The 23518-nt window shown below is 62.0% G+C and carries 18 protein-coding genes; 8 read left to right on the forward strand and 10 right to left on the reverse strand.

The window, feature by feature from the left end; genetic code table 11:
• Positions 1–36 precede the first annotated feature (36 nt).
• Together OHL11_RS05730 and OHL11_RS05735 are read left to right on the forward strand one after the other, a co-directional pair.
• Positions 37–768, forward strand: a complete 732-nt coding sequence (locus OHL11_RS05730; RefSeq protein WP_263370541.1) for an HAD family hydrolase — start codon at positions 37–39, stop codon at positions 766–768.
• Between the two features lie 28 nt (positions 769–796).
• Positions 797–1261, forward strand: coding sequence for a (deoxy)nucleoside triphosphate pyrophosphohydrolase (locus OHL11_RS05735; RefSeq protein ID WP_263370542.1), 465 nt, complete (start codon positions 797–799; stop codon positions 1259–1261).
• On the opposite strand, the gene OHL11_RS05740 is transcribed toward OHL11_RS05735, so the two are convergent.
• The 6 genes from OHL11_RS05740 to OHL11_RS05765 form a co-directional block, all read right to left on the reverse strand.
• Entirely contained in the window at positions 1258–2550 is a 1293-nt protein-coding gene (locus OHL11_RS05740; protein WP_317890626.1) for an Nramp family divalent metal transporter, read from the reverse strand. The two genes, OHL11_RS05735 and OHL11_RS05740, sit on opposite strands and share 4 nt — an antisense overlap.
• 93 nt (positions 2551–2643) lie before the next feature.
• Complete coding sequence (locus OHL11_RS05745; RefSeq protein WP_263370543.1) at positions 2644–3696, reverse strand: CgeB family protein; 1053 nt, start codon at positions 3694–3696, stop codon at positions 2644–2646.
• An 8-nt stretch (positions 3697–3704) separates the two neighbouring features.
• Positions 3705–4979: a magnesium transporter MgtE N-terminal domain-containing protein gene (locus OHL11_RS05750; RefSeq protein WP_263370544.1), complete on the reverse strand. Its 1275-nt coding sequence runs from the start codon at positions 4977–4979 to the stop codon at positions 3705–3707.
• Positions 4980–5063: 84 nt separating this feature from the next.
• A complete protein-coding gene (locus OHL11_RS05755) occupies positions 5064–5636 on the reverse strand; it encodes a LemA family protein (RefSeq protein WP_263370545.1) in 573 nt (190 codons plus the stop codon).
• A 41-nt stretch (positions 5637–5677) separates the two neighbouring features.
• Positions 5678–6520, reverse strand: coding sequence for a TPM domain-containing protein (locus tag OHL11_RS05760; RefSeq protein WP_263370546.1), 843 nt, complete (start codon positions 6518–6520; stop codon positions 5678–5680).
• A gap of 100 nt (positions 6521–6620) precedes the next feature.
• Positions 6621–7115, reverse strand: a complete 495-nt coding sequence (locus OHL11_RS05765; RefSeq protein WP_263370547.1) for a DUF4142 domain-containing protein — start codon at positions 7113–7115, stop codon at positions 6621–6623.
• A gap of 120 nt (positions 7116–7235) precedes the next feature.
• Between OHL11_RS05765 and OHL11_RS05770 the strand changes: the two genes are divergently transcribed.
• The gene (locus tag OHL11_RS05770; RefSeq protein ID WP_263370548.1) at positions 7236–9326 is read left to right on the forward strand and encodes a S9 family peptidase; all 2091 of its coding nucleotides are present in this window, start codon (positions 7236–7238) and stop codon (positions 9324–9326) included.
• 55 nt (positions 9327–9381) lie between these two features.
• Here OHL11_RS05770 and OHL11_RS05775 read toward each other — a convergent pair whose 3' ends face one another.
• The 3 genes from OHL11_RS05775 to OHL11_RS05785 are packed head-to-tail and all read right to left on the reverse strand — an operon-like array spanning position 9382 to position 12586.
• On the reverse strand, positions 9382–11238 hold the full coding sequence (locus OHL11_RS05775) for an ABC transporter ATP-binding protein (protein WP_390236351.1): 1857 nt from the start codon (positions 11236–11238) through the stop codon (positions 9382–9384).
• 52 nt (positions 11239–11290) lie between these two features.
• The gene (locus OHL11_RS05780; protein ID WP_263370549.1) at positions 11291–11680 is read right to left on the reverse strand and encodes a CD20-like domain-containing protein; all 390 of its coding nucleotides are present in this window, start codon (positions 11678–11680) and stop codon (positions 11291–11293) included.
• 18 nt (positions 11681–11698) lie between these two features.
• Positions 11699–12586, reverse strand: coding sequence for an SCO family protein (locus tag OHL11_RS05785; protein ID WP_263370550.1), 888 nt, complete (start codon positions 12584–12586; stop codon positions 11699–11701).
• A gap of 187 nt (positions 12587–12773) precedes the next feature.
• Between OHL11_RS05785 and OHL11_RS05790 the strand changes: the two genes are divergently transcribed.
• From OHL11_RS05790 to OHL11_RS05810, 5 genes are all read left to right on the forward strand, one after another.
• On the forward strand, positions 12774–13940 hold the full coding sequence (locus OHL11_RS05790; RefSeq protein WP_263370551.1) for an MFS transporter: 1167 nt from the start codon (positions 12774–12776) through the stop codon (positions 13938–13940).
• Positions 13941–13945: 5 nt separating this feature from the next.
• A complete protein-coding gene (locus OHL11_RS05795; RefSeq protein WP_263370552.1) occupies positions 13946–16627 on the forward strand; it encodes a PD-(D/E)XK nuclease family protein in 2682 nt (893 codons plus the stop codon).
• Positions 16620–20207 (forward strand): UvrD-helicase domain-containing protein, encoded by a 3588-nt coding sequence (locus OHL11_RS05800; protein ID WP_263370553.1) that lies wholly within the window; start codon positions 16620–16622, stop codon positions 20205–20207. The genes OHL11_RS05795 and OHL11_RS05800 overlap by 8 nt, the downstream gene beginning before the upstream one ends.
• Before the next feature lie 105 nt (positions 20208–20312).
• Positions 20313–20711, forward strand: coding sequence for a response regulator (locus tag OHL11_RS05805; RefSeq protein ID WP_263370554.1), 399 nt, complete (start codon positions 20313–20315; stop codon positions 20709–20711).
• Positions 20708–22486, forward strand: coding sequence for an ATP-binding protein (locus OHL11_RS05810; RefSeq protein ID WP_263370555.1), 1779 nt, complete (start codon positions 20708–20710; stop codon positions 22484–22486). Before OHL11_RS05805 ends, OHL11_RS05810 begins: the two co-directional genes overlap by 4 nt.
• Here OHL11_RS05810 and OHL11_RS05815 read toward each other — a convergent pair.
• Positions 22483–23514, reverse strand: a complete 1032-nt coding sequence (locus tag OHL11_RS05815) for a threonine aldolase family protein (protein WP_263370556.1) — start codon at positions 23512–23514, stop codon at positions 22483–22485. The genes OHL11_RS05810 and OHL11_RS05815 overlap by 4 nt on opposite strands.
• Between the last annotated feature and the right edge of the window lie 4 nt (positions 23515–23518).

Below are 23518 nucleotides of genomic sequence, written 5' to 3' on the forward strand. Positions count from 1 at the left end.
TGGCAGAGCTGCCGCGAGTTTGTTCTACTGATCCTTGTGAGCACGTCTACTGTTGAACTTCCGCTGCGCCTCTCTACCGCCGACTTCCACCGCCGCGTTCTGGCGCTCGACCCCAAAGTTGCTGTCTTTGACTGCGATGGAACGCTCTGGTCCGGCGATGCCGGCTCGACCTTCATGCGCTGGACCATGCAGACCGGCCTGATCTCTCGCGAGCGCATCGACTGGCTGAACGAGCGGTACGAGCTCTACCGGCAGGGCCAGGTGAATGAGCTGCAGATCTGCGGCGAGATGGTGCAGGTCTACGAGGGCCTCACGGTTCATACGCTGCGCAACGCTGCGGCGGCATTCTTCTCGGAGTACGTCGAGCGCAACATCTTTGCCGAGATGCGCGAACTGATCGAACAGCTTCAGGACCGTGGCACCGATATCTGGTGCGTCTCCTCGACGAATGACTGGGTCATCGAAGAAGGCGTGAAGCGCTTCAACATTCCCGCGAACCGCGTGCTCGCAGCGTGCGTCGCTGCGCAGGATGGAGTCGCCACGAATAAGCTGCTAGACGTGCCGACCGACGAAGGCAAGGTCGCGTCCCTGAAGCGGGTCGGCATCGTTTCGCCGGACGCGGTCTTTGGCAACTCAGTGCATGATGCAGCGATGCTCGCGATCTCGCGCGAGGCGTTCCCCGTGAACCCTTCGCCTGCCTTGATCGAGCGTAGCGCCAAAGAAGCGTGGCGGATTTACTACCCAGCTACCGTCGCGCCCGCACAATAACCGCTGCAAACGTTACACTAAGGCTCAGGTGAAACGACCGATTCGCAAATTGAACGGCCGACGGCCTTCTGCGCTCCAGGCAAAGCCCGTTCGCCACGTCGTAGCAGCGCTGATTTTGCGCGGTGAAGGCAGCGCGCGCGAGGTATTCATCTGCCAGCGTCGCGCCGACCAGCCCATGGGCCACAAGTGGGAGTTTCCCGGCGGAAAGATCGAGCCGGGCGAGACCGCCGAAATCGCTCTTGCGCGCGAGTTGAACGAAGAGCTCGGCATCGACGCCGTGATCGGCGAAAAGCTCACCACCGTGCGGCACAACTATCGCAATGGCGCGTCGATCGAGATCCAGTTCTTTACGGTTACAGAGTTCCGTGGCGAGCTGGAGAACCGCATCTTCCAGAACATGCTCTGGAGTCCCTTCAGCAAGCTGCCTGAATACGACTTCCTCACCGCCGATCTCGAACTCATTCGCGATCTGGCGGACGGCAAGCTGCTCTAGCCGCCGGTTCCGAAGAGCTGCATTCCCAGCATCGCGACGGTCAGGCTGATCACCAACACGGTCAGCGACCACGCAATCACGTTGTACCAACGTGGATTGCGCTTCTCGCCCATCAGCGAACGCTTGTTGACCAACACCAGCATGAAGACCAGCACGAACGGCAGCAGCACACCGTTGAGCACCTGCGACAGCACAGCGATCTTCACCAGCGGAATGCCCGGGATGAGGATCAACGCGCCGCCGACGATCAGCAGAGCCGTGTAGAGCCAGTAGAACGCTGGAGCCTCGCGGAACTTCTTGCTCAAGCCTGACTCAAAACCCATCGCCTCACACACCGTGTACGCGGTGGAGAGCGGCAGGATCGACGCCGCGAAGATCGACGCATTCAACAGGCCGAACGCGAAGAGCGCGAACGCATACTGCCCACCCAGCGGACGCAGTGCCTGCGCCGCATCCGCTGCGTCAGCGATGTCATGGTGCCCTGCTGCAAAGAGCGTTGCCGCGCACGCGATGACGATGAACGCCGCGACGACCACGGAGAAGATGGAGCCAACGACCGCATCGATCTGCGCAAAACGCAGCTTCGACTTGCCGGTTCCCTTGTCCACCACCGACGCCTGCAGGTAAAACTGCTGCCACGGTGCGATTGTCGCGCCGATCATGCCGACGGAGAGGTACATGTACGAGCTGCCCTTGAGGTCGTGCAGACGCGGCAGGCGCAACGTCTCCTTCATCGCGAAGCTCCAGTTCGGGTGCGCCAGAGCCGCCGTGATGATGTACGCGATGTAAAGGAACGACAGGCCGACGAAGATCTTCTCGAGCGTCTTGTAATCCCAGAAGACCACCAGCGCCCACACCAACAGACCGACCGCCGGTACAGAGATGTACTTGCTGACATGGAAGAGCTCGCCGCTCGAAGCCACGCCCGCGAACTCGCTCATGACATCGCCGAGGTTGCAGATCACGAGGCCGCACATCAGCGTGGCCGTCATGCGCAGACCGAACTGCTCGCGGATCAACTCGCTGAGGCCCTTACCTGTGGTGACGCCCATGCGCGCGGCGATTTCCTGCGCAAAGGTCAACAGAATCGCCATCGGGATCATCGTCCACAGCAGGCCGTAGCCGAACTTCGCACCCGCCTGCGCGTAGGTGTAGATGCCACCCGCGTCGTTATCTACGTTGGCCGTGATGAAGCCGGGTCCAAGCACCGCCAGCACAAGAAGAATGGACATGCGCCAGCGACGCAGACGGTCCATCATCCGCGCACCGCCACGACTGCGAATGACCACGGGAGGGCATCCATCCAGATTCTGATGTTCATTGCTCGCTCCTTCTATGGTCTTGTGTGGGTGGCCTTTACGAGGCTGTCCCTAGAGTAAACGCTAATGCGTCGGATGCGGTAACAGCGGCTCGATTCTCGCTAGAATCTTTGCTACCTGCGCGTCATTGCTGTAACCGTCTCGTAACGCGCGCGCATGCCCTGCAGCAGCGATGCGGTTGCGAGCCGCCTCATCCGGCAGATACCGTGCAATCTTCTCTGCGCACTCTTCGAAGTCCGAGAAGAACACAGCCTCCTCGTCTTCGATAAAGCGAGCCAGGTGGCCTGGCGAACGCTCCGCAAGCAGGAAGCCGCCGCAGCCGGCGATCTCGAAGCTCTTGTGCACGAACTCGTCCTGGTTGGAATGCGTGAGGAAGCTGAGGTTGATTTTCGAGTGCCACATGGCCTCGCGGTAACCCTGCTGATAGAGCTCGCCACCGGTATAGATCGCAGCCAACGCATCGGCATCGAGTTTCTGCTTCCAGGTGCTATCGCCGGAGACCGTTATCGGGAAACCGCGCTCACGCCATAGCCGCGTCAGAAACTCAGCGCGTTGATCGTACGGCGTACCGACGAACGAAACGCCGCGCGTGCGTTGCGCGTCCTCGATCGGTTCCGGCGAAGCGAAGTGGATGGACGGCTCGAACGCCGTCTGAATCTTGAGGACATCACGCGCGCCGCGCGCCTTATAGTCCAGCACGTTCTTGTCGCGTTGCGTCGCGTGCAGATCGTAGAGCGGGATCGACTTCATGTAGAGCCGCCAGCCCGGGTCCTGACGCGGACCGAACGCGTTGTCGATCATGTACGAAACAGTGGGGATGCCCATCGCGCGCAGCTTCTTCAGCGTGCGAGGCTGCATCGACAACACCTTATCCGCCCACACCACATCCGGACGCTCGCGCTCGGCCGCCGCGAGGATGTCGCGATTCAGCTTCGCCACCCACGGCCCTGCCTGCAGACGAAACAGGACCTTACGCAGCAGCGAAGACTTCGGCTCGTACTCATAGGTGTTGATCTGCGTGACGTGATGCCCCAGTCGCTCCAGCGCCCATGCGCGATACAGCGATGAGTCGTTCGGGGAGATGCTGGCGATGTAGAGGATCCGAAGGGGACGCATGAACCGCCCTAGTCTTCGCGCAACTGCGCGATCACCTGCTCGGCGTGGATCGCACCGGCGACGCGGCCGCGGTGGTCCAGCACAGGCAAGGAGCGGAGGTTGTATTTGTCGAAGAGCGCAGCCACTTCCCAGTGGTTCGTCTTCTGGTCGCAGCTCACGCGATGGATCTCCGTCAGCAGATGCAGCGAGGTCTCGGGCTTCGCCAGGAGCAGGCGCGGCAAGGTCACGACGCCATCGAACTTGTCATCCTCACCCGTAAGGTAAATCTCGGTGATGGTGTCGGGGTCGCCCTCGAATTCACGCAAAGCCTGCACCGCATCGGCAACGGTTGCGTGCTTCGCCGCGCTCACAAAATCGGTCGTCATCTGACCTGCAGCGGAATCCGGCTCGTACTCCAACAGCTCTTCGATGTCCTGGCGCTCTTCCGGCTCCAGCTCTTCGAGGATCGCTTCCGTCTCTTCGTCGCTCAGCTCGCTGAGCACGTCGGCCGCAGCGCCGGGATCCATCTCTTCGATGATCTCCGCCGCGTGTTCGGAGTCCATGCCCGAGAGCAGCTCCTTCTGCAGCTTCGGATCGATCTCTTCAAGCGCCTCTGCAGCGGTCTCTTCTGGAAGCGCCGTAAAGACAGCCTCACGCTCAGCGGGCGCAAGCTCCTCAAGGATCGCTGCGATGTCCGACGGATGCAGCGCCGACAGGCGCTCCTGCCCAATCTTCAAACGCACGCGGCGCGCGGGATCGCGCTCGATCAGGTCCACGCAGGTCCAGGGGATCACACGAGCCGGCAGCTTCTCTGCCAGCTTTTCGACGCTCTCCGGCGGCAGGCCCTTCAACAGACGACGCAGTGCTCCACGCAGGCCGACCTCTACTTCTTCGATACGCAGTCCAACAGCTTTGCCCTTACCGCGACCGCGCTTCTCCCACGCGAGGTTCACATCGTTCACACGCACAACCTTGCGGCCATCGACGTCGATGATCTGCTGGTCGAGCAGGTCGCGCTCGAGCAGCAGATAGTCGTTCATGTTCGCGTGGTCGGTCGGGCAGACATCCGTGCGCAGAGTGCGATCCGAGAGCCGTGGGATGATCACCTCGCCGATCGGCAGCATCACGCGATGCTTCGTGCCGCTGCGGTGTTGGTCGAGGATCAACCCGGCGACATGCGCACCATCATGGTCGATGCTCACAGCAAACTCATGCACGCGACCGCAGTTCTTCCCATCGGCGTCGAGAACGCGCATGCCCACGAGAGTGGAGACGCTGGTCGGGATGGTGTGCAGATCGCTCATGGCCTCCTCTACCCTACCCCATCGTCAGCTGCAAAAGAAACCGCCGCTCTATAAGAGCGGCGGCCTTGTCCGAATCATCGCGACTTACTTGCTGAAGTCCACCGACGGCGCCACGTTGTTCTGCGGATTGCCCTTGAAGTACTGGTCCTTCACCGGGAACTTGCTGCCCGCCCACAGGTTGTTCGGGAACTGCTGCACGTAGGTGTTGTACGTCTGCAGGTCCATGTTGTAACGGCGACGCGCTACGGCGATGCGGTTCTCCGTGCCCGCCAACTCGTCTTCCAGGCGCACGAACTGGTCGTTTCCCTTCAGGTTCGGGTACGTCTCCTGCAAACGCATCAGCGGACTCAAAGCGACGTCGAGACGCTGGTTTGCGCCGATGCTCGAAGCGCGATCGCTCGAAGCCGCGATCACCGCTGCGCGAGCGTTCGCGATGTTCGTCAGCACGGTCTCTTCTTCCTTCACGTAGCCCTTCACGCTGGCTACGAGGTTCGGAATCAGATCCAGGCGACGCTGCTGTTGCACGTCGACTTCCGAGTACGACTGGTTGACCTGCTCGTTCAACTGCACCATGTGGTTGCGCGACGAAACGGCACTGCCGCCCACCAGCAACACGACCAACACCAGTACAACGACTCCTACCAACCAACCCTTCATACCGTTTCCTTTCGATGCCTCTATCGTATTCATCTCAACCTCTACCAATCACTGCTCGCTCCACCACCGCCGGAGCTTCCACCGCCAAAACCACCGAAGCCGCCGCCGGATGAGCCGCCACCGCCGCCCCAGCTTCCGCCGCCACCGCCCCAGCCCCCGCGGTCGCGCGATCCCATCGAGCCGAGAACGTTGCCGAGCAGGAACCAGCCCAGTCCGCCGCCACCGCCTCCTCTACCGCCGCGGCCGCCGCTTCCGAAGCCGAAGATGAAGATCAACAAAACGACGAAAAAGATGAGATGGCCGATGGTGTTGCCGCCCGAATGTGACGAGGATCGATGCGGCTGAGTCTCCGGCGCAACGACCGGCTCGGCAAGCGTCACATGTGCGTCCTGCGCGATGATGCCCGCCACCTGCTGCACGCCGTTATCAAGCGCCGCGCTGTAATCACCACTCCGCAACTGCGGACGCAGCGAGCGCAGGATATCGCCCGACTTCGCATCGTTGAGGATGCCCTCAAGACCGTAGCCGACCTCCATGCGCTGTTTGTGGTCGTCCATGACGAAGAGCATCAGCACGCCACGGTCCTGCTTGTTGCCGACCTTCCACTTCTCCTCGAGCTTCACCGCGTAGTCTTCAATCGGTTCGCCGTCGAGGGTATGGATTGTCACAACCGCAATCTGCGCGTGGGCCTTCTGGTCCACTTCCGTGCAGAGCTCCTCCATGCGCTCGCGCGTACTCGCGTCCAGCACACTCGCAAAATCGTTGACGTAGCCTGAGGGAGCGGGGAGCTTGTCGATCTGCTCGGCGCGCAACACGCCCGTAAACACGAACGCCACGACCAGCAACAACCAGCAGACAGAACGAAGCTTAAGCTTTTGCTTCACAGAGAGAGCATACGCTGACGCGCGCCAAATGGTTCCCTTAAAACAAAACGCCCCGCAGCCGAAGCCACAGGGCGCAGGGCGCTTGATGGTCGATACCAACTTAGAGCTTCTTGCCAAGGTCATAGGCCATGTTCTTGTGGGCTGCGACGTGCGTCTTGCCCTGGATCACGGCGGCCTGGAACTTCATGTTCTTCGTTTCCTTCGCCTCATCGGTGAAGAGATCCAGCGCCTTGGTGTGGTCCTTCTTCATCGCGTCTACATATTCCTTGTCGAAGTCAGCGCCGGAGAGACCGCTGAGCTTGGCGTACTCATCCTTGTGGTCCTGGTCCAGATCAGGAGGTGCCTGCAAGCCCCATTCGTCGGCGAAGGGCTTCATCTTCATCTCCATCATCTTGTGCTCGGTCACCATCTTCATCGCGAACTTCTTCACCGCGGGGTTGGTGGCCTTCGTCTCAGCCAGTTCGCTGAGCTTGATTTCGTTGATGTCCGACTGCTGAACGGTAGCGAGAAATTTCTTATCGTCCTCAGGCGTCTGCGCGTTCATCTTCGCGACACCACAGACGGATACGACACCCAATGCAAGCGTACAAGCCATAGAAATTCGTTTGTGCATGTGAAACTCCTCTCGAACTACTCCACGTCATAAGAGCGGGTTCCTCCCGCACGCGTTGCTCTGGGTGTGCATCGAAACGGTAAGCTAGTCACGGAGCTTTTGATGACACCAATAACACCCCTCCCTCCTGTCGCCTTCAAGGACCCGCAGCGCACGCCGATCCACAACGCCGATCTCGTGGACGACTACGGTTGGCTGCGCGAGAAGGGCGCACCCCGCGTCACTGAGTATCTCGAAGCCGAGAACGCATACACGGCCGCGATGATGGCCGACACCGAAGCGCTGCAGAAGAAGCTCTACGACGAGATCCTCTCCCACATCAAGGAGGACGACGTCTCTGTGCCCTATCGTGATGGAGCGTGGGAATACATCTCGCGCACCGAGAAGGGCAAGCAGTACCCGCGCTTTTGCCGCCGCCCTGTAGGCATCGGCGGCGAGACCAGCGAAGCCGACGAAGTCACGATCCTCGATGTGAACGAACTCGCGGAGGGCCAACCGTTCATGTCGATTGGTGGGCTGGCGCTTTCGCCGGACGGCAATCTGCTGGCGTACTCGACCGACAACACCGGCTTCCGCCAGTACACGCTCGCGGTCAAAGACCTCCGCACCAACAAGGTGCTCGCGGATCGCGCAGAACGCGTCGGCTCAATCGTGTGGGCAGCCGATTCCCGCACGATCTTTTACTCGACCGAAGATGAGCAGACCAAGCGCCAGGACCGAGTCTTCCGCCACGTGCTCGAGCAGCCGCAGAGCCAGGATGTCGAAGTCTTCCACGAGCCGGATGAGCGCTTCAACGTGGGCCTTGGACGCACGCGCGATCGTAAATACATCATGCTCGGTGCTGGGTCGCACACCACCAGCGAGACGTGGTTCCTCAAGACCGATACGCCAGATGGCGACTTCAACCTTATCGCTCCGCGTGTCGATGACGAAGAGTACGACGTAGACCACCGCGACGGATTCTTCTACATCCGCACGAACCTCAACGCGGAGCGATTCAAGCTTGTGCGGACTCCGGTTGAGCATACCGATCGAGAGCATTGGCAGGAGGTGATCGCCGAAAAGTCCGACGCACCGCTTGAAGACGTCGATCTCTACGCGCGCTTCCTCGTCACGCAGTACAGCGAACGCGGTCTGCCGGTGCTGCGCATCCACCACTTCGACGCGAGCAACGCGCTGAAGCCGGAGACGGACGACATTCGCTTCCCTGACCCTGCATACACGGCCTATGGCGAAGTCAACCGCGACTTCAATGCGACGACCTATCGCTACAGCTATCAGTCGCTCGTGCGTCCAGCCTCGGTATACAGCTACGACATCACCACGAAGGAATCGACGCTGCTCAAGCAGAATGAGGTTCCAGGCGGATTCGACGCGTCGAAGTATGAGTCGCGGCGTCTCTGGTTCAAGGCCGCAGATGGCACCGAGGTGCCCGTGTCGCTCGTCTTCCGCACGGACAAATTCACGCACGGCAAGTCGCCGCTCTATGTATACGGCTATGGCTCGTATGGCTATCCGCTGCCATTGGGCTTCTCGGCATCGCGTCTGGCGCTGCTCGATCGTGGCGTCGTCGTCGTGTACGCACACATTCGCGGAGGCGGCGAGTTGGGCGATCCGTGGCACGACGCAGGCAAGATGATGCAGAAGCGGAACACCTTCACGGACTTTATCGAAGCCACGGAGTTCCTTGTGCGCGAGGGCTACGGTGATCCCGCACGAGTGGCGATCGAAGGCGGCTCCGCTGGCGGATTGCTGATGGGCGCGGTCACGAACCTGCGGCCTGACCTCTTCCGCGTCGTGCTCTCCCACGTGCCGTTCGTGGACGTGATGAACACGATGCTCGACGCGACATTGCCGCTCACGGTGGCTGAATACGAAGAATGGGGCAATCCCAACGAGCCTGAGGCGTTTGCCTACATGCGCTCGTACTCGCCCTACGACAACCTCGATGCGCTCTCAGGCAAGAAGCTTCCAGCCATCCTCGTGAAGACCTCACTGAACGACTCACAGGTGATGTACTGGGAACCCGCGAAGTACGTCGCCAAGCTGCGCACATTGAAGACCGATGCGGCACCGCTGCTGCTTCACATCAACATGGACGCAGGCCACGGCGGAGCCTCCGGCCGCTACGACTACCTGAAGGAGATCGCCTTCGATGATGCGTTCCTGCTGAAGGAACTCGGCGTCGAGTAGACAAGTAGACAAAAGGAAAGGCCCTCGCAATGAGGGCCTTTCCTTTGCGTTGCCGTTACGCCGTTACCGTGTCGCCTTCGCCCGGAGCGAGGAACAGGTTCGTCTCCAGCCCATGTTGACGCGTGTAAAGGTCATAGTAGCGACCCTGCATCGCGAACAGCTCGTCATGCGTTCCGCGCTCCACGATGCGTCCCTGTTCGACCACCAGAATCTGATCAGCCTTGCGGATCGTCGAGAGACGATGCGCGATGACGAAGGTGGTTCTTCCGCGCATCAGGTAGTTGAGTCCCTGCTGAATCATCGCTTCCGATTCCGAGTCGAGCGAGCTGGTCGCTTCGTCGAGGATCAGGATGCGCGGGTCCGCGAGAATTGCGCGTGCGATGGATAGACGTTGCCGCTGTCCGCCCGAAAGCTTCACGCCACGCTCACCTACGATCGTCTGATAGCCATCTTCAAAGCGCTCCGCAAACTCATCGACACGCGCAATGCGACAGGCTTCAAGGAACTGCTCTTCCGTCGCATCAGGGCGTGAGAACACAACGTTCTCACGAATCGTTCCGTCGAAGAGGAAGGTCTCCTGCAGCACCACACCGAGTTGCCCGCGATAGCTGCTCAGCTTCACCGTGGCGAGGTCGTGTCCATCGACTGTTACCGAGCCTTCGTTCGCAAAGTGGAAGCCGCAAACGAGGCTGATGATGGTCGATTTGCCGGAACCGCTCGAGCCGACCAGCGCCGTCACCGTACCGGGCTTCGACTCGAAGTTGATGTCGTGCAGTACGGGCTTGTCGTCGACGTACGAGAAGTTCACGTGGTTGAACTTCACTTCGCCGACGATCGGGCCGAGCGCATGATGCTGCGCCGCGTTGGCGTCCTCTTCGATTTCGCTCAGTACCTCGCGCGTGCGGTCCAGGCCCGCCATCGCTTCAGTCAACTGCGTACCGATATTCACCAACTGGATCAGCGGTGCGGTCATGAACGCGAGGAACATGACATACGAGAAATAGCCGCCGGGCGTGAGCTTGCCCGCCGCGTTCGCATGTGCGCCCATCCACATGACCACCGCGCCGACGACGCCCATGATCACGGTCGAGGACAGCGTCATCAGGCTCTGTGCCGTCAACGAGCTGATCACGTTATTCAGCAGCTTCTCGACGCCTCCCGCGAAGACCCGCGACTCGCTCTCTTCAGCGTGATAGCCCTTCACCACGCGAACACCACCGAGTGACTCCGTGAGTCTTCCGGTGACTTCGGCGTTCAACTTCGCGCGCTCGCGGAAGATCGGTCGGATGGTCTTGAACGCACGCTGCACGAGCAACGCAAAAATCGTCATGATCACGCCGGTGACGATCGTCATCGGCACGCTCTGCATGAGCAGATACGCAAAAGCAAGAATCGCCGTCAGCACACCACCGACGAAGTCCACGATGCCCGTGCCGATGATGTTGCGCACGCCTTCGACATCGCTCATGATGCGAGCCACCAGCGCGCCGGTTCGGTTCTCGTCGTAGTAGCTGACGGGCAAACGGCCCACATGGGCCTGTACCTTTGTGCGCAGCTCGGCGATCAGGCGCTGACCTGCCGTCGAAAGCAGTTGCGTCAGTGAGTACGAGGTGATGCCCTGCAGGATCGTCGCGAGCAGCACCGCGCCGACGACCTCCGGCAGAATCGCCATGTGGTGCTTGATGAAGACCTCATCCGTCAACGGCTTGAAGCTCGCCGGCAGAACCAGCGAGCAGGCGCGGTTGACAAGCATCAGGCAGAAAGAGCCGACCAGCAGCCACTTGCGTGGCTTCACCAGTTCTTTGATCTCCGGCCACACATCCCGGAACTTCGGCTTCGGCCTCTTCAACGACAACTCCGCCGCTGCTGCGCGCTGAATGTTGCCACCGCGTGCGGGCTTCTCTGCGCCCATACCGCGACCGCCGCCGCCGCTCATACCACCACCGTGCGAAAAACCACCCACGTTAAGCCTTTCTCAAAACGCGCGCCTGAATGAAGCTGCGCACGCACATCGCCGTGAAAACCAGACAGATCACGGACATGAAAATCTCTTCCTGCACTGCCGTCGCGGCACCAGAACCGAGCACAAGGCCGGCCTTGTTCACCTTCGCGATCATGATCAGCGCGCGGATACCCGGGAAAAGGAAACCCAACAAGCCTGCCGTGACCGCAATGTGCATCCACAACATGCGCTGCTTGGCGTTTTCCGTGTTCGCGAGCACACCGCTGAGAATCAGCACCAGACCGAACCATGTCGGAATCAGCGCAGTCTTATGCGCGCTGCCCGTCATCACAAAAAACACAACGCCAAGCGCTGCCAACAAAACCCCAAATACGATCGTTATCTTCGCCATGCGAATCTCTTCCCTTTCTTACTTTGCAGCCGACTCGATGACGGCGAGCGCATCTTTCACTTGCCAGTCATTACTCGGGTAAAAAGCCAGCACCTTGCCGTCTGCACCAACGATCACCGTTGATAACGAATGAGCGAGCGAATTATTGTTTCCGGGGGTCACGCCGACGCCGAACCACTTCTCTACATCGAGCAATTCACTCTGTGGAGGAGCCGCGAAATCCCAGTGAGCAAAGTCTTCTTTCGTGTATTTGCCCGTGACGCCGCCGCCGTAGCTCCGCAGCACCGCGGGCGTGTCGTACTTCGGATCAAAGCTCACACTCAGCAGATGCGTCTTCGCATACACCGACGGGTTCTTTGCCAGCGCAGCGTCGATCTCGGCAAAATTGCGGCTCATGCGCGGGCAATAATCCGCAAGCTGGCAGCGCGTGTAGATGAACGTCAACGCCACCACCTTGCCTCTGAACTGCGCGAGCGAAATCGTCTTCCCCGACTGGTTCAACAGCTTGAAATCAGGCACCGTGTCGCCGACCTTTGGCGTGTGATACACCACGGGCGGCAGGTAGTCGGGCTTTGCCTGGCCCACGATCACGACATCATGCAGTCGCAGATTCTTCGGCCCCGCGTCGTCGCGCTCGCTCAGGATCGTCGCGCTGATGCGGTCGCCGGGATGCACTTCCCCCAGCACCGCGGGGTCGTCCACGCGATACGGCATCGTCATGGCTTCCATGAAGCCGGGAATCGTCTCATGATCGAGCATGATTTCGCTCGAGCTCTTGTCCAGGCTCACCACTTTGCCATGCACCGCATGCGACTCTGTCTTCATCGGGGCGGTCGGCTTGCGGCAACCACCCAGCATCCCCAACGACAACAGCAGCACTGCGGCTGAACGCTTACTCCACAACATCTTGCACCTCGTGTCCAGACTATAGTTTCGCACCATCGGCGCATGGCCGCGTGCTAGGCTACAGGCGAAGCGACTCAGACAGGGCCGACCCGGTGCGGCGGCCACTGCGGGTGAGCGCTCCGCTGTCTTCCCCGCTGCGCTACGCAGCCCCGCATGGACGCGCCTCTCCATCAAAGGAACGCGCCGCGTGCCTTCTTCGCGATCTTCTGCTCCATCAACACCCTGGCTTGCAGCCGGGTTTCTGCTCGCCGGTCTCGGCACCGCAATCCTCGGCCCGGTGCTGCCGTATGTCGCGAAGATGTGGCACCTCTCCGACGCCAACAGCGGATCGCTCTTCTTCTTCAAGTTTGTCGGCGCTTTCCTCGGCGGAGTCGCCGTTGCGAGTCATCTTCGCCGTAGCATCACGCTCGGCTCACTGCTCTGCTGCGTAGGTTTTGGCGGCTTTGCGGTCGCGCCGCACGCCTGGCTCGGAGCCATCGCTCTGCTCGTCGGCGGCTTCGGCCTCGGTCAGATCATCGCGGCCACGAATATCGTCGCAGGCCAGCGATATACGCGCCACACCGGATCGGCTCTCGCCACACTGAACTTCTTCTGGGCGCTCGGCGCAGTGGCCACCGGTCTGCTCGCAGCAGCACTGCTTCCGCGTTACGGCTTGCGCGCTCCAGTGCTGCTCTTTGCTGCGCTCTTCGCCGTCAACGCCGTCGGCGGCTGGATCAGCAGCACCACCTCCGGCACCACGAGCGAAGAAGCACCGGCTGCAAGCATCGCTCTCCCGACGCGAGAGTTCATCGTCTTCGCTTCGCTGCTGCTGCTGTACGGCGGCCTCGAAACCTGCCTCACAAGCTGGTTGACCACGTTCGCACTGCGTTTCTCAGACGCGCATGTACTCGGCGGGCAATCCGCTGTCGTGCTCTTCTGGGCTTCGCTGACGGTCGGTCGCCTCTGCGCAGGTGCGCTGTTACGCTTCGTATCGGAGCGCTTCATGCAGCTGGCGAGCGTTTTCCTCGCGTTCTTCATGATCGTCACCCTCAGCCTTACGCAGCACGCATGGATGCTCTCCGCGCTCTGCATCGCCCTTGGTCTCACGCTCGCGGCATACTTTCCGGCGATCTTCGGAATGCTGCTACAAAAGAGTCCGCCACCGCGCGTCGCCGGTATCGTTCTCGCGTCTTCGGGGCTGGGAGCCGCAGGATTTCCCTGGCTGATGGGCGTCGTTTCGACCGCGACGCACTCGCTACGCAAGGGGATGCTCGTGCCCGCCGGGGTTGCACTGGTCATGCTCGTGATCGGCGCACTCTGGCTGCCGACACAGAAACCCACAGGCGAAGCTGAGGCGAACGTCGTATCCTCATAAGCACGATGCCCGCGCGTTCCACCAAGCTTCCCGAGCTGCTTCGATCTCTTGAAGAAGGCACGTTGCTGCTGACACCCGATGCAGCGGCGGCGGCGAGCTGGAGACGTCTGCACGACGACGCGCAGCGACAGGCCGGCAAACAACTCTGGCAGCCCGCAAACATTCTCTGCTGGAACGAGTGGCTTCGCCGACTGCACACAGAACTCGTCGTTGCCGGGCATGAAGAGCGCATTCTGCTGAACGCCGCGCAGGAGCATAGCCTGTGGCGCGAGGTCGTCCTCGCGGACCCCGAGCATTCACTGCTCGCCCCAGCGGACTCGCTCGCCGAACTCGCGTTTGATGGCTTCCGCACAGCTTCGGCCTGGCAGGTAGAGACGAACCTGCGCCACACCGCAGTGACGCACGATGCCCGACGCTTCGCCGCCTGGGTGGAACACTTCCAGCGCATGACGTCGCGCGATCATCTGCTGCCCGGTGCGCAGCTCGAGCGTGCGCTCGTCGAGCGGTTGAGACAGCATCACGTCCCGCTACTCAAGCGCATCCTTCTTCTCGGCTTTGACGAAGTGCTGCCTGCACAAGTGCATCTGCTCGACGCCTTCGCGAGCGCAGGCACACGTGTCGTCGAACTGGCGTATGACCACGCCCGGCCTGTCGCTCATTCCGCTACCGTTCTGCCGGACGAAACGAAGGAGTTGCGCTTCGGACTTCGGTGGCTGCGTCATTATCTTGACGCGCACCCCGGCCATCACGCGGCGATCGTGGTGCCGGACCTTCAGGAGATCGCGCCCACGCTTGAGCCGCTTCTCGGCGAAATCTTCGCGCCCTGGATACAGGACGTGGCCGCAGAAAACACCATCGTGCCGTGGCAAAACGACATTGCCAGCCCCTTGCGAAACAACCTGATGGTGCGTTCCGCGATCGACCTGCTGGCCTGGGTGCTTGGGCCTCTGAGCCTGCAGCGTCTGAGCGCTTTGCTCACCTCGCCGTACACAGGTCTGGCTCCCGATCCGGATGCCGCCGCGCGCTTCGATGCCTTTGTCATTCAGCCGTGCATGCTGCTGCGTCCGGAGATGACGCTCTTCTTCGCGCAGCAGCTTGCGCGAGAGAAGCCACAACATGCGGCCATCGCAGAGTGGCTGTACAAGCTGCATCAGTTTGCGATGGAGACTGCGGCGCTTCCGCCACGGCGCAGCTTCGCGCAGTGGACCGACACGCTCTGGCTGCTGCTGAAGACCGCTTCGTGGGCCGACGCGCGCCCGCTTGACGCGCAGGAGACCGAGGTCCGCGAAGCATTCGCCTCCGTCGTCGATCAGATGGCCACGCTGGACTTTCAGCCGCAGCGCGTTACGTTGACCGAGTTCGCCAGAGAGTTCGAGCGCCAACTCGGTGCGACCGCCACGCCGACGCACACTGCCGCAAACATCCACATCATGACGCCCGAGGCCGCCGCTTCGCAGGTCTTCGACGCGCTGCTCTTTCTGCGTGCCACGGACGATAAGCTGCCATCCCCGCTGCGCGCGCACCCGCTGATCGATCGCAACCTGCAGCGCGCACACGGCATGCCCGGCACAGACGGGTCGCTCGATCTTCAGCGCGCCCAGAGACTCTTTGCGAAGCTCCTTCAGGCCGCCCCCACGGCGCTGTTCACCACGGCGGCTGAGTCGCCGCAAGCGAAGCTGCGCCCCTCGCCGTTTCTCAGCACGATTCCTGAGGTGGCTGCCTGCACGTTGTTGCCTCCGGAACAGCGTGACGAAACCGTGCAGCTGGAGAGTTTCGCAGACATCGAGCCACTACCCCTGCTGCCGTCTCCGCAAGTGCGCGGCGGCGCTCGCGTATTGAAGCAACAGGCAGCATGTGGCTTCCTCGCCTTTGCTGAACTGCGTCTGGGCGGTCATGACATCGAGTCCGGCGATGCTGGTTTCAATGCCATCGACAGCGGCAATGTGCTGCATGAAGCGCTGGAAGAGTTCTGGCGCGAGACGAAATCGCAGGCCGAGCTACTGGCGATGGATCAGCAGCAGCGCCACCAGGCCATCGTCGACGCCGTCGACAAAGCGTTGCAACGCTACCGCACGCAGGACCGCTGGGACGTGGCCTACCTCGCGCTCTATCGTGAGCGCATGATCTCGCTGCTTCACGCGTGGATGCCCTTCGAACTCGAGCGAGGCCCGTTCACCGTTATCGCCTTCGAGGAGAAGACCACCGCCTCTATCGGACCGTTGGAGTTGACGCTCCGCATGGATCGCATCGACCGTGTGCGCGACAACGGCATGGTCTACATCGACTACAAAACCGGCGCGTCGGCAACACCTTCGTCGTGGGCAGGAGACCGCCCCGAAGAACCACAGCTTCCGCTTTATGCGTTGCAGGGTGAAGTGGCGCAGCTCAGCGGCCTTGCCTTTGCACGCCTCCGCGCCGGGGAGCAGATGCAGTATCAGGGTTGGGCGATCGAAGACGGAATTCTGCCTGAAAAAGGCTCTACGACCGTGGATTTCGAAGACCACGTTGCGGCCTGGAAGGATGCGTTGACGAACCTCGCGCATCAATTCGCCGACGGCCGGGCCGAGGTCGCGCCGAAGGATCCCACGGTAAACTGCAAGCACTGTGCACAGCGTCTGCTCTGCCGCGTGAACATCGACGCACTGCTTCAGCATGTTGAAGAGTCGGAGGAGGCATCGCATGGGTAAGCTCCTCAGCTTCGCCAGCGATCCACCTCCCCCTTCAGCGATGACGTTGGACGCTCCGGCGCGCCTCGAGGCGCTGGACACGACGCGCAGCTTCATCGTCGAAGCGCCCGCAGGCTCCGGCAAAACGGGCCTGATGGTCCAGCGCTTCCTCGGCCTCCTGCTCGACCCGCTTGTGCAACTCCCCGAAGAAGTGCTCGCCATCACGTTCACCCGCAAGGCGACGGCGGAGTTCGGCGAGCGCGTTCTTCACCAGCTACGCGACGCCCGCTCCGGGCAACCGCTTGCCGAGACGGCCCCGTACTTCGAACGCGAAACCCGCAGGCTCGCCGAAGCGGCTCTCGCGCGTGATGCGCAGCTGCAGTGGCGCCTGCTCGAGGGTGGTCGCTCGCTGAATATCCGCTCCATCGACTCGGTCTCCGCGGCCATCGCAAGCGCAGTGCCGGTGCTCTCTGGCGGCAAGCGCACACCGGTTGAAGACGCGGAGAGCCTCTTCCTGCAGGCTGCACGGCGCGTCTCCTTCCAACTCGGAGGACCGGACGCGACCCTGCACGACGCGCTGCACACCATCTTCCTGCATCGCGATGCTCGGCTCGACCAGGTGGAGAAACTCATCGCGCAGATGCTCGCACGGCGCGAGCAATGGATCACGCTGGTGCCGCTCGATGCCGAGCACCTCACCGATGAGCACCTGGACAACGAGCTTCGTCCGAGGCTGGAAGCTGCGCTCTCGGCGATCGTGGTGGATGGACTGCGCCGCGTCCATGCGCTCACCCCCGCGAGTGTGCTCGAGGAGCTGACGATCCTCGCCAGACACTGCAGTGAGCTGGAGGCACCGCCCGCCAATCGCTTCGCCGGCTGGCGAGAACGCGCGAACGCACCCACCTTTGCAGCGGACGATCTGCCGCTGTGGAGTTCGCTGACACACCTTCTGCTCACCGCCTCCAAGAGCGGCGACTGGCGCAAACGCATCACCGCAAAAGACCTCAAGATCGAGCTCCCCACAAGTTCGTGCAAGCAACTCAAGCTGCTGATCGACGAGATGCAGAACGATGCGTTGGCGGCTGCGCTGCGCGGCGTGCAGACGCTTCCCTCGCCTCGGTACAGCGACGACGAATGGAAGATCGTTAAAGCGCTCTTCCGCGTACTGCGTCACGCGCTCGCCGAGCTGAAAGTACTCTTCGCCGAGCGTGGCGAGTCGGACTTCGCCGAGCTTTCACTGGACGCGCGACAGGCCCTGCGGGCCGAGCCCATGATCGCCGACATCGCTCTCGCAGGCGGCGGCGAGCTGCGCCATATTCTCGTGGATGAAATGCAGGACACCTCGGCCGCGCAGTACGATCTGCTCGAGCTCCTCACCCGCTCCTGGGACACGCAACGCACGCTCTTCGTCGTCGGCGATCCGAAGCAGTCAATCTACGCCTTCCGCCAGGCGGACGTGGCGCGCTTCCTGCAGACCACGCGCGAACGCCAACTCGGCAACATCACGATGGACGCGCTTCAACTCACCGCGAACTTCCGTTCGCAGAGCCATATGGTCGAAGGCTTCAACGAGATCTTCCGCCACGTATTCCTCGATCCGAACGATCCTCTGCTGCGTCAAGACTCAACGGAGGTGCCGTTCGTCGCCGCGGATGCGGTGCTGCCCGCCAGCGTGCCCGAAGCTATCGTATGGCACACCACGATCCTCAGCAACAGCAAGGGGCCGGACAGCATCCGCGCAGCCGAGTATCAGCGCAACGAAGCCGCAGAGGTGCGCGCCATCGTGGAGCAGAGTCTTGAGCGCGAGGACGTCAAAAAGATCGCTATTCTCGCACGCTCGCGCAGCATTCTGCGCAAAGTTTCAGCCGAGCTTACAACGCACGGCATCGCAAGCAGGGCGGTCGAGATCGACCTGCTGAACGAGCGGCAGGAGGTGCTCGATGCGCTGGCGTTGACACGTGCATTGCTGCATCCGGCGGACCGCATTGCATGGCTGGCGGTGCTGCGTGCGCCATGGTGCGGGCTCTCGCTCGCAGATCTGCTCGCCCTCACCGGCGAGGCGCGCGAAGACCGCGAAATCTCCATCGCTGCGCTCGTCGAATCCCGCAGCCACCTGCTAAGCGACGAAGGACAACGCCTGCTCGAGCGCGCATGGACCGCACTCGCGGGAGCATTAGTGCAACGCGGGAAGCTTCCACTCGCCACGCTCGTAGAGCGCACCTGGCTTACGCTCGGCGGTGATGTGGCGCTTGCCGTGGAACCACGCCGCAACGTGGATCGCTTCTTCCTGCTGCTGCGACAACTGGAAGCAGCAGCGCAAGGCGCGCTCGATCTCCAAGCGATCACGAACGCACTCGACCGTCTCTATGCCGAGCCAGACTCGACACCGACAAAGGTTGAGCTCATGACGATCCACAAGGCCAAGGGACTGGAGTGGGACGTCGTGATCGTGCCGGGCCTCGAGCGTCAGCCACCGCGCGAGAAGGCCGAGTTGCTCGACTGGCTGCAGTTGGACGACAACCCTGACGGAGCCGGAACCTTCATCCTCTCCCCCGTCGAACGTGCGGGCGAGTCGACACGAACGCTGAACCAATGGCTGAGGCGTGTACGCCAACAGCGCCAGCGCGCCGAAAACCGCCGCGTCTTCTATGTGGCCTGCACCCGGGCGCGCCACGAGCTTCACCTCTTCGCGATGCGGAAGCAACTGAAAAGCGGCGAACTCAATCAGCCGGCCGCAGGATCATTACTCGAAGCCGCACTCGAGGCGGTGGCTCCGCAGTTTGCCAACGCCGTGGACGCAAGAGCACGCGAGGCGACGACGCAGTCCGAGTCCGAGCCGGCCACTGAAACGATAGAGATTGCCGCGACAGCAACGCCTGAGCCGCTGCCAGAACAGCGTCAGCCCGCTGTCATCGAACGGCTGCCGCTCAGCTTCAATCCCCGCGCCCGGTTCACAATGCCAGAAGACGCCGAGATGAAGCTTGAAGTGCGGCCAGCCTTTGATCGCCCCGAAGGGTCCTTCGCCGCGCGTGCCTTCGGCAATGTGGTGCATCGCTTTCTCGAGCATCTTGCCGAGCGCCTCGCCAGCGGCTTCTCCGCCGAGACATTACAGCGCGACATCTCCAACTGGGAGCCCCGCTTCGTCGCGAGCCTGCGTGGCGAGGGCCTGGCCATGCGACTCGCCGCGCATGAAGCGCACCGTGTCGCGCGCGCGCTCGAGAAGACCCTGACAGACCCGGTCGGTCTCTGGCTCCTGCAACCGCATGAAGGAGCGCAGAGCGAGGCTGGCTTCACCACGCTGCAGCGAACCTCACGCGCCGACCGCAGCTTCCTCGCCGGCGACGCCGTCGGCTCCTCCGGCAACTCCACGTTGTGGATCGTTGATTTCAAGACCACCGAGCAGGGTGCTCGCAGCGACGAGCAGTTCCGCGCGCAGGAACTCGATAAATATCGCCCGCAGCTCGAGAGCTATGCCGCGCAACTTCGCCTCGACGCGCGCACACCTGCTCAGATTCGGCTCGCTCTTTACTATCCCTTGAGCTCGACGCTCGTCGAATGGAGATATGACATCGCCGGTGATACCACTTCAAGCCCGGCATAACACCCCAGGGGTAATCCGTTACCGGTAACCCAGGTGGTATGCTGCGAACACGCCGGGTTGCGTCCGATGGTGGAGGCTCCGCAGGCAAAGGAAAGGACGGTCTCCGTGGTTTCCACCCCGGGTCCACTCGTGCTGTGCGTAGACGACGAAAAGGTCGGCCTGCAAGTGCGCAAGCTCTTGCTGGAACGTGCAGGTTATCGCGTGCTGACCGCTCCTGACGGGCCCTCCGGCCTCGACGCTTTCTCCGCCCATCCTGTAGAGGCTGTTGTGCTAGATTTCGCCATGCCCGGCATGAACGGTGGAGAGGTTGCCGCCATGATGCGTGCGACCAAGCCCGAAGTTCCGATCCTTCTGCTCTCAGCGTATCTCGGCCTGCCGCCCGAAGTCACAGCGCTGTTCACCGTTTATATGACCAAGGGCGAAGGCGCGCCCGCGTTACTGCAACGCCTGGGAGACATCCTGCCGCTCGAGGCGAACGCCGTACAGCAACGGGAGCCCGCGTGAATCCATCGCAGCTTCGGCGCGCTCTTTTGCAGGTCTTCCTGCTGCCGATCGTCGCCCTGCTCCTGTTAGCGTCCGTCTTCATCTGGCAAACGGTCGCGGGCGTCCGGTCCGTCGAGCACATTCAACGCGCCGACCGGAATATCTCCTACAGTTCCGCCGTTATGCTGCACATGACGGAAGAAGAGACTGCGTTGCGTGGCTTTCAGATCACCGGCAACGAGATCTTCCTGCAGCCTTATACCTTTGCCTCTGCACCCCTGGCGCGTGATTTCGAAGCTATGCGCGACGGCTTTCGTGGGCTCGATCTTGACCCGCGCCCCATCGACGACCTCGAAGCCGCCAACGCCGCGTGGCGCACTGGCGTAGCCGAGCCGATCGTCGCCGCCGTTCGCCGCGGCGAGTACACCTCCGACCCCGGCGTGAACCTTCGCGAGAAGGGCCACATCGACGCCCTGCGCGCAGAAACTCGCGGCATCCTGACCTCGCAGCGAGGCATCCGCGATGCCGCCGTTGCCGAATTTCACAGCAACGTTCGCCATGCGATTGAGGCCGGAATCGCGCTGGCCGCCGTCCTCGGAATCATGGTCGGAGTCTTCTCCTTCGGCAAACTACAGGCCATCTCCTACGCGTTTCAGCAAACCTTCCGCGAGGTGAACGACAAGGCGCATCTTGCCAGCGAAGCCGAGCAACGTCTGCGAGCCATCCTCACGTCCATCGGCGATGCGGTCATCGTCTGCGACAACGAAGGGCGCGTCGAAATGCTCAACACCGTCGCGCAGATCCTCACCGGATACTCGCAGCAGAATGCGCTGCATCGTCCGATCGCAGAGGTGCTGCCACTCGTGGACGAGACCACGCGCGAATCCCTCGATCCGAGCCGACTCTTCGATCGTGCCATCCACACCGGCAATCAGCTCCATGCGCTGCTCGAGCCACAAGACCGCGCGACTCCACAGGAAGTTGTGGTCGACCTGAGTGCGTCGCCTATCTTCGATACGGACCGCAAACGCACTGGCTCTGTGATCGTCTTCCGTGACATCACCGAGCAGTTGCAGACGCGTCACGCGCTGCTCGCCAGCGAGAAACTCGCCGTCGCAGGACGCCTTGCCGCAACGATCGCGCACGAGATCCACAATCCGCTCGACGCAGTCATCAACATCCTCTATTTGCTGCGCAATCATCCGGACGCCGACGATCAGAACTCACTGCTCGACCTGGCCTCGGGCGAGCTCGACCGCGTAGCGCAGATCTCACGCGCAATGCTCGGCATGTATCGCGAGTCAAAGACGCCGGTCGCGGTGAACCTGACCGATCTGCTCGAAAGCCTGCTACTCCTGCTCGATCGCCACTTCATGCAGGCATCGATCACCGTGCAGAAGGAGTTGCTGCCGGACGCGATCATCACCGGCTATCCCGCGGAGCTGCGCCAGGTCTTCACCAACCTGCTGACCAACGCGCTCGATGCCTCAAGCAGTGGTTCGACGCTCACCGTTTCGATGCATCGCTCGGTTCACCCTACAGGCATCACGGTGGTGGTGCACGATCACGGCGTCGGCATCGATGCCGAGACGTTGCCGCATCTCTTCCAGCCCTTCTTCACCACGAAGGGCGAAAAAGGAACGGGCCTCGGGCTGTGGGTGAGCCAGGGCATCGTGCAGAAACACGGTGGCTCCATCTCCGTAGAGAGCAGCACCGAGGCGTCCACCCACGGCACGACGCTTACGGTCACGCTGCCTCGCGGCAACGCCCCGTTCATCGCAGCTGAGCGCAACTAGCTCGCGAGCTTCGTCAATTCGCTCGTCAGAATCTGCGCGGCGCGCTGGCAATCCTCGCGGCTTACATCGCGATGCGTCACCAGCCGAACCGCGCCTGGGCCGATCGCGCTCGCCAACACGCCAGCAGCCTTCAGAGCCTGCACCAGCTCGCCTGACTTCCCTGCGCCGACCTCGAAGATCACGATGTTCGTCTGCACGCGGTCAAGGTCCACCTTCACACCGGGGCATGAGGCCACGGCCTGCGCGAGCAACTTCGCGTTCGCGTGATCGTCCGCCAGCTTTGACGGCATCTCCTCGAGCGCAATCAAGCCCGCAGCCGCCAGAATGCCGGCCTGCCTCATGCCCCCACCGAGAGCCTTACGCAGCTCACGAGCACGATCCATAGCCGCGCGCGAGCCAACGAGCATCGAACCGACCGGCGCGCCAAGCCCCTTCGACAAACAGAACATCACCGTGTCGAAACCATGCGTCAGCACCTTCACATCCACACCGAGCGCCGCAGCAGCGTTGAATACGCGTGCGCCATCGCAATGCGTCTTCAGTCCCGCCGCTTTCGCTCCGGCCCAAATCTCTTCGAGCACATCGACCGGCGTCACGATACCGCCCGCCATGTTGTGCGTGTTCTCTACCCACACCAACGCCGTCTGCGCCTTGAAGTAGATCTTCGGAGCGATCGCCTTTTCGACATCCGCCCAGCGGAATACGCCGCCTTCGCCGACAACCGTGCGCGGCACACATCCTGCAAACGCCGCCACCATCGCCATCTCCCAGTCGAGCAGATGCGCGCGCGACTCGCACACGACCTCCTGCCCCGGCTGCGTGTGCATCCGCGCCGCGATCGTATTGCCCATCGAGCCCGTCGGCAGGAAAAGCGCAGCTTCGCGACCGAAGATCTCGGCCGCGCGCGCTTCGAGCGCATTCACCGTCGGGTCTTCGCAATAAACGTCGTCGCCAACCTCCGCTGCAGCCATCGCTGCGCGCATCGCCGCTGTGGGCTTCGTCACTGTGTCGCTTCGCAGATCAATCATCTTC

Source organism: Granulicella cerasi (assembly GCF_025685575.1).
GTDB lineage: Bacteria > Acidobacteriota > Terriglobia > Terriglobales > Acidobacteriaceae > Granulicella > Granulicella cerasi.

Bases quoted from the DNA above. Each gene is read 5' to 3' on its own strand.
- OHL11_RS05755 (WP_263370545.1), bottom strand. From the start codon at position 5,636: ATGAAGGGTTGGTTGGTAGGAGTCGTTGTACTGGTGTTGGTCGTGTTG.
- OHL11_RS05745 (WP_263370543.1), bottom strand. From the start codon at position 3,696: ATGCGTCCCCTTCGGATCCTCTACATCGCCAGCATCTCCCCGAACGAC.
- OHL11_RS05800 (WP_263370553.1), top strand. From the start codon at position 16,620: ATGGGTAAGCTCCTCAGCTTCGCCAGCGATCCACCTCCCCCTTCAGCG.
- OHL11_RS05770 (WP_263370548.1), top strand. From the start codon at position 7,236: ATGACACCAATAACACCCCTCCCTCCTGTCGCCTTCAAGGACCCGCAG.
- OHL11_RS05775 (WP_390236351.1), bottom strand. From the start codon at position 11,238: ATGGGCGCAGAGAAGCCCGCACGCGGTGGCAACATTCAGCGCGCAGCA.
- OHL11_RS05785 (WP_263370550.1), bottom strand. From the start codon at position 12,586: ATGTTGTGGAGTAAGCGTTCAGCCGCAGTGCTGCTGTTGTCGTTGGGG.
- OHL11_RS05750 (WP_263370544.1), bottom strand. From the start codon at position 4,979: ATGAGCGATCTGCACACCATCCCGACCAGCGTCTCCACTCTCGTGGGC.
- OHL11_RS05815 (WP_263370556.1), bottom strand. From the start codon at position 23,514: ATGATTGATCTGCGAAGCGACACAGTGACGAAGCCCACAGCGGCGATG.
- OHL11_RS05795 (WP_263370552.1), top strand. From the start codon at position 13,946: ATGCCCGCGCGTTCCACCAAGCTTCCCGAGCTGCTTCGATCTCTTGAA.
- OHL11_RS05780 (WP_263370549.1), bottom strand. From the start codon at position 11,680: ATGGCGAAGATAACGATCGTATTTGGGGTTTTGTTGGCAGCGCTTGGC.
- OHL11_RS05765 (WP_263370547.1), bottom strand. From the start codon at position 7,115: ATGGCTTGTACGCTTGCATTGGGTGTCGTATCCGTCTGTGGTGTCGCG.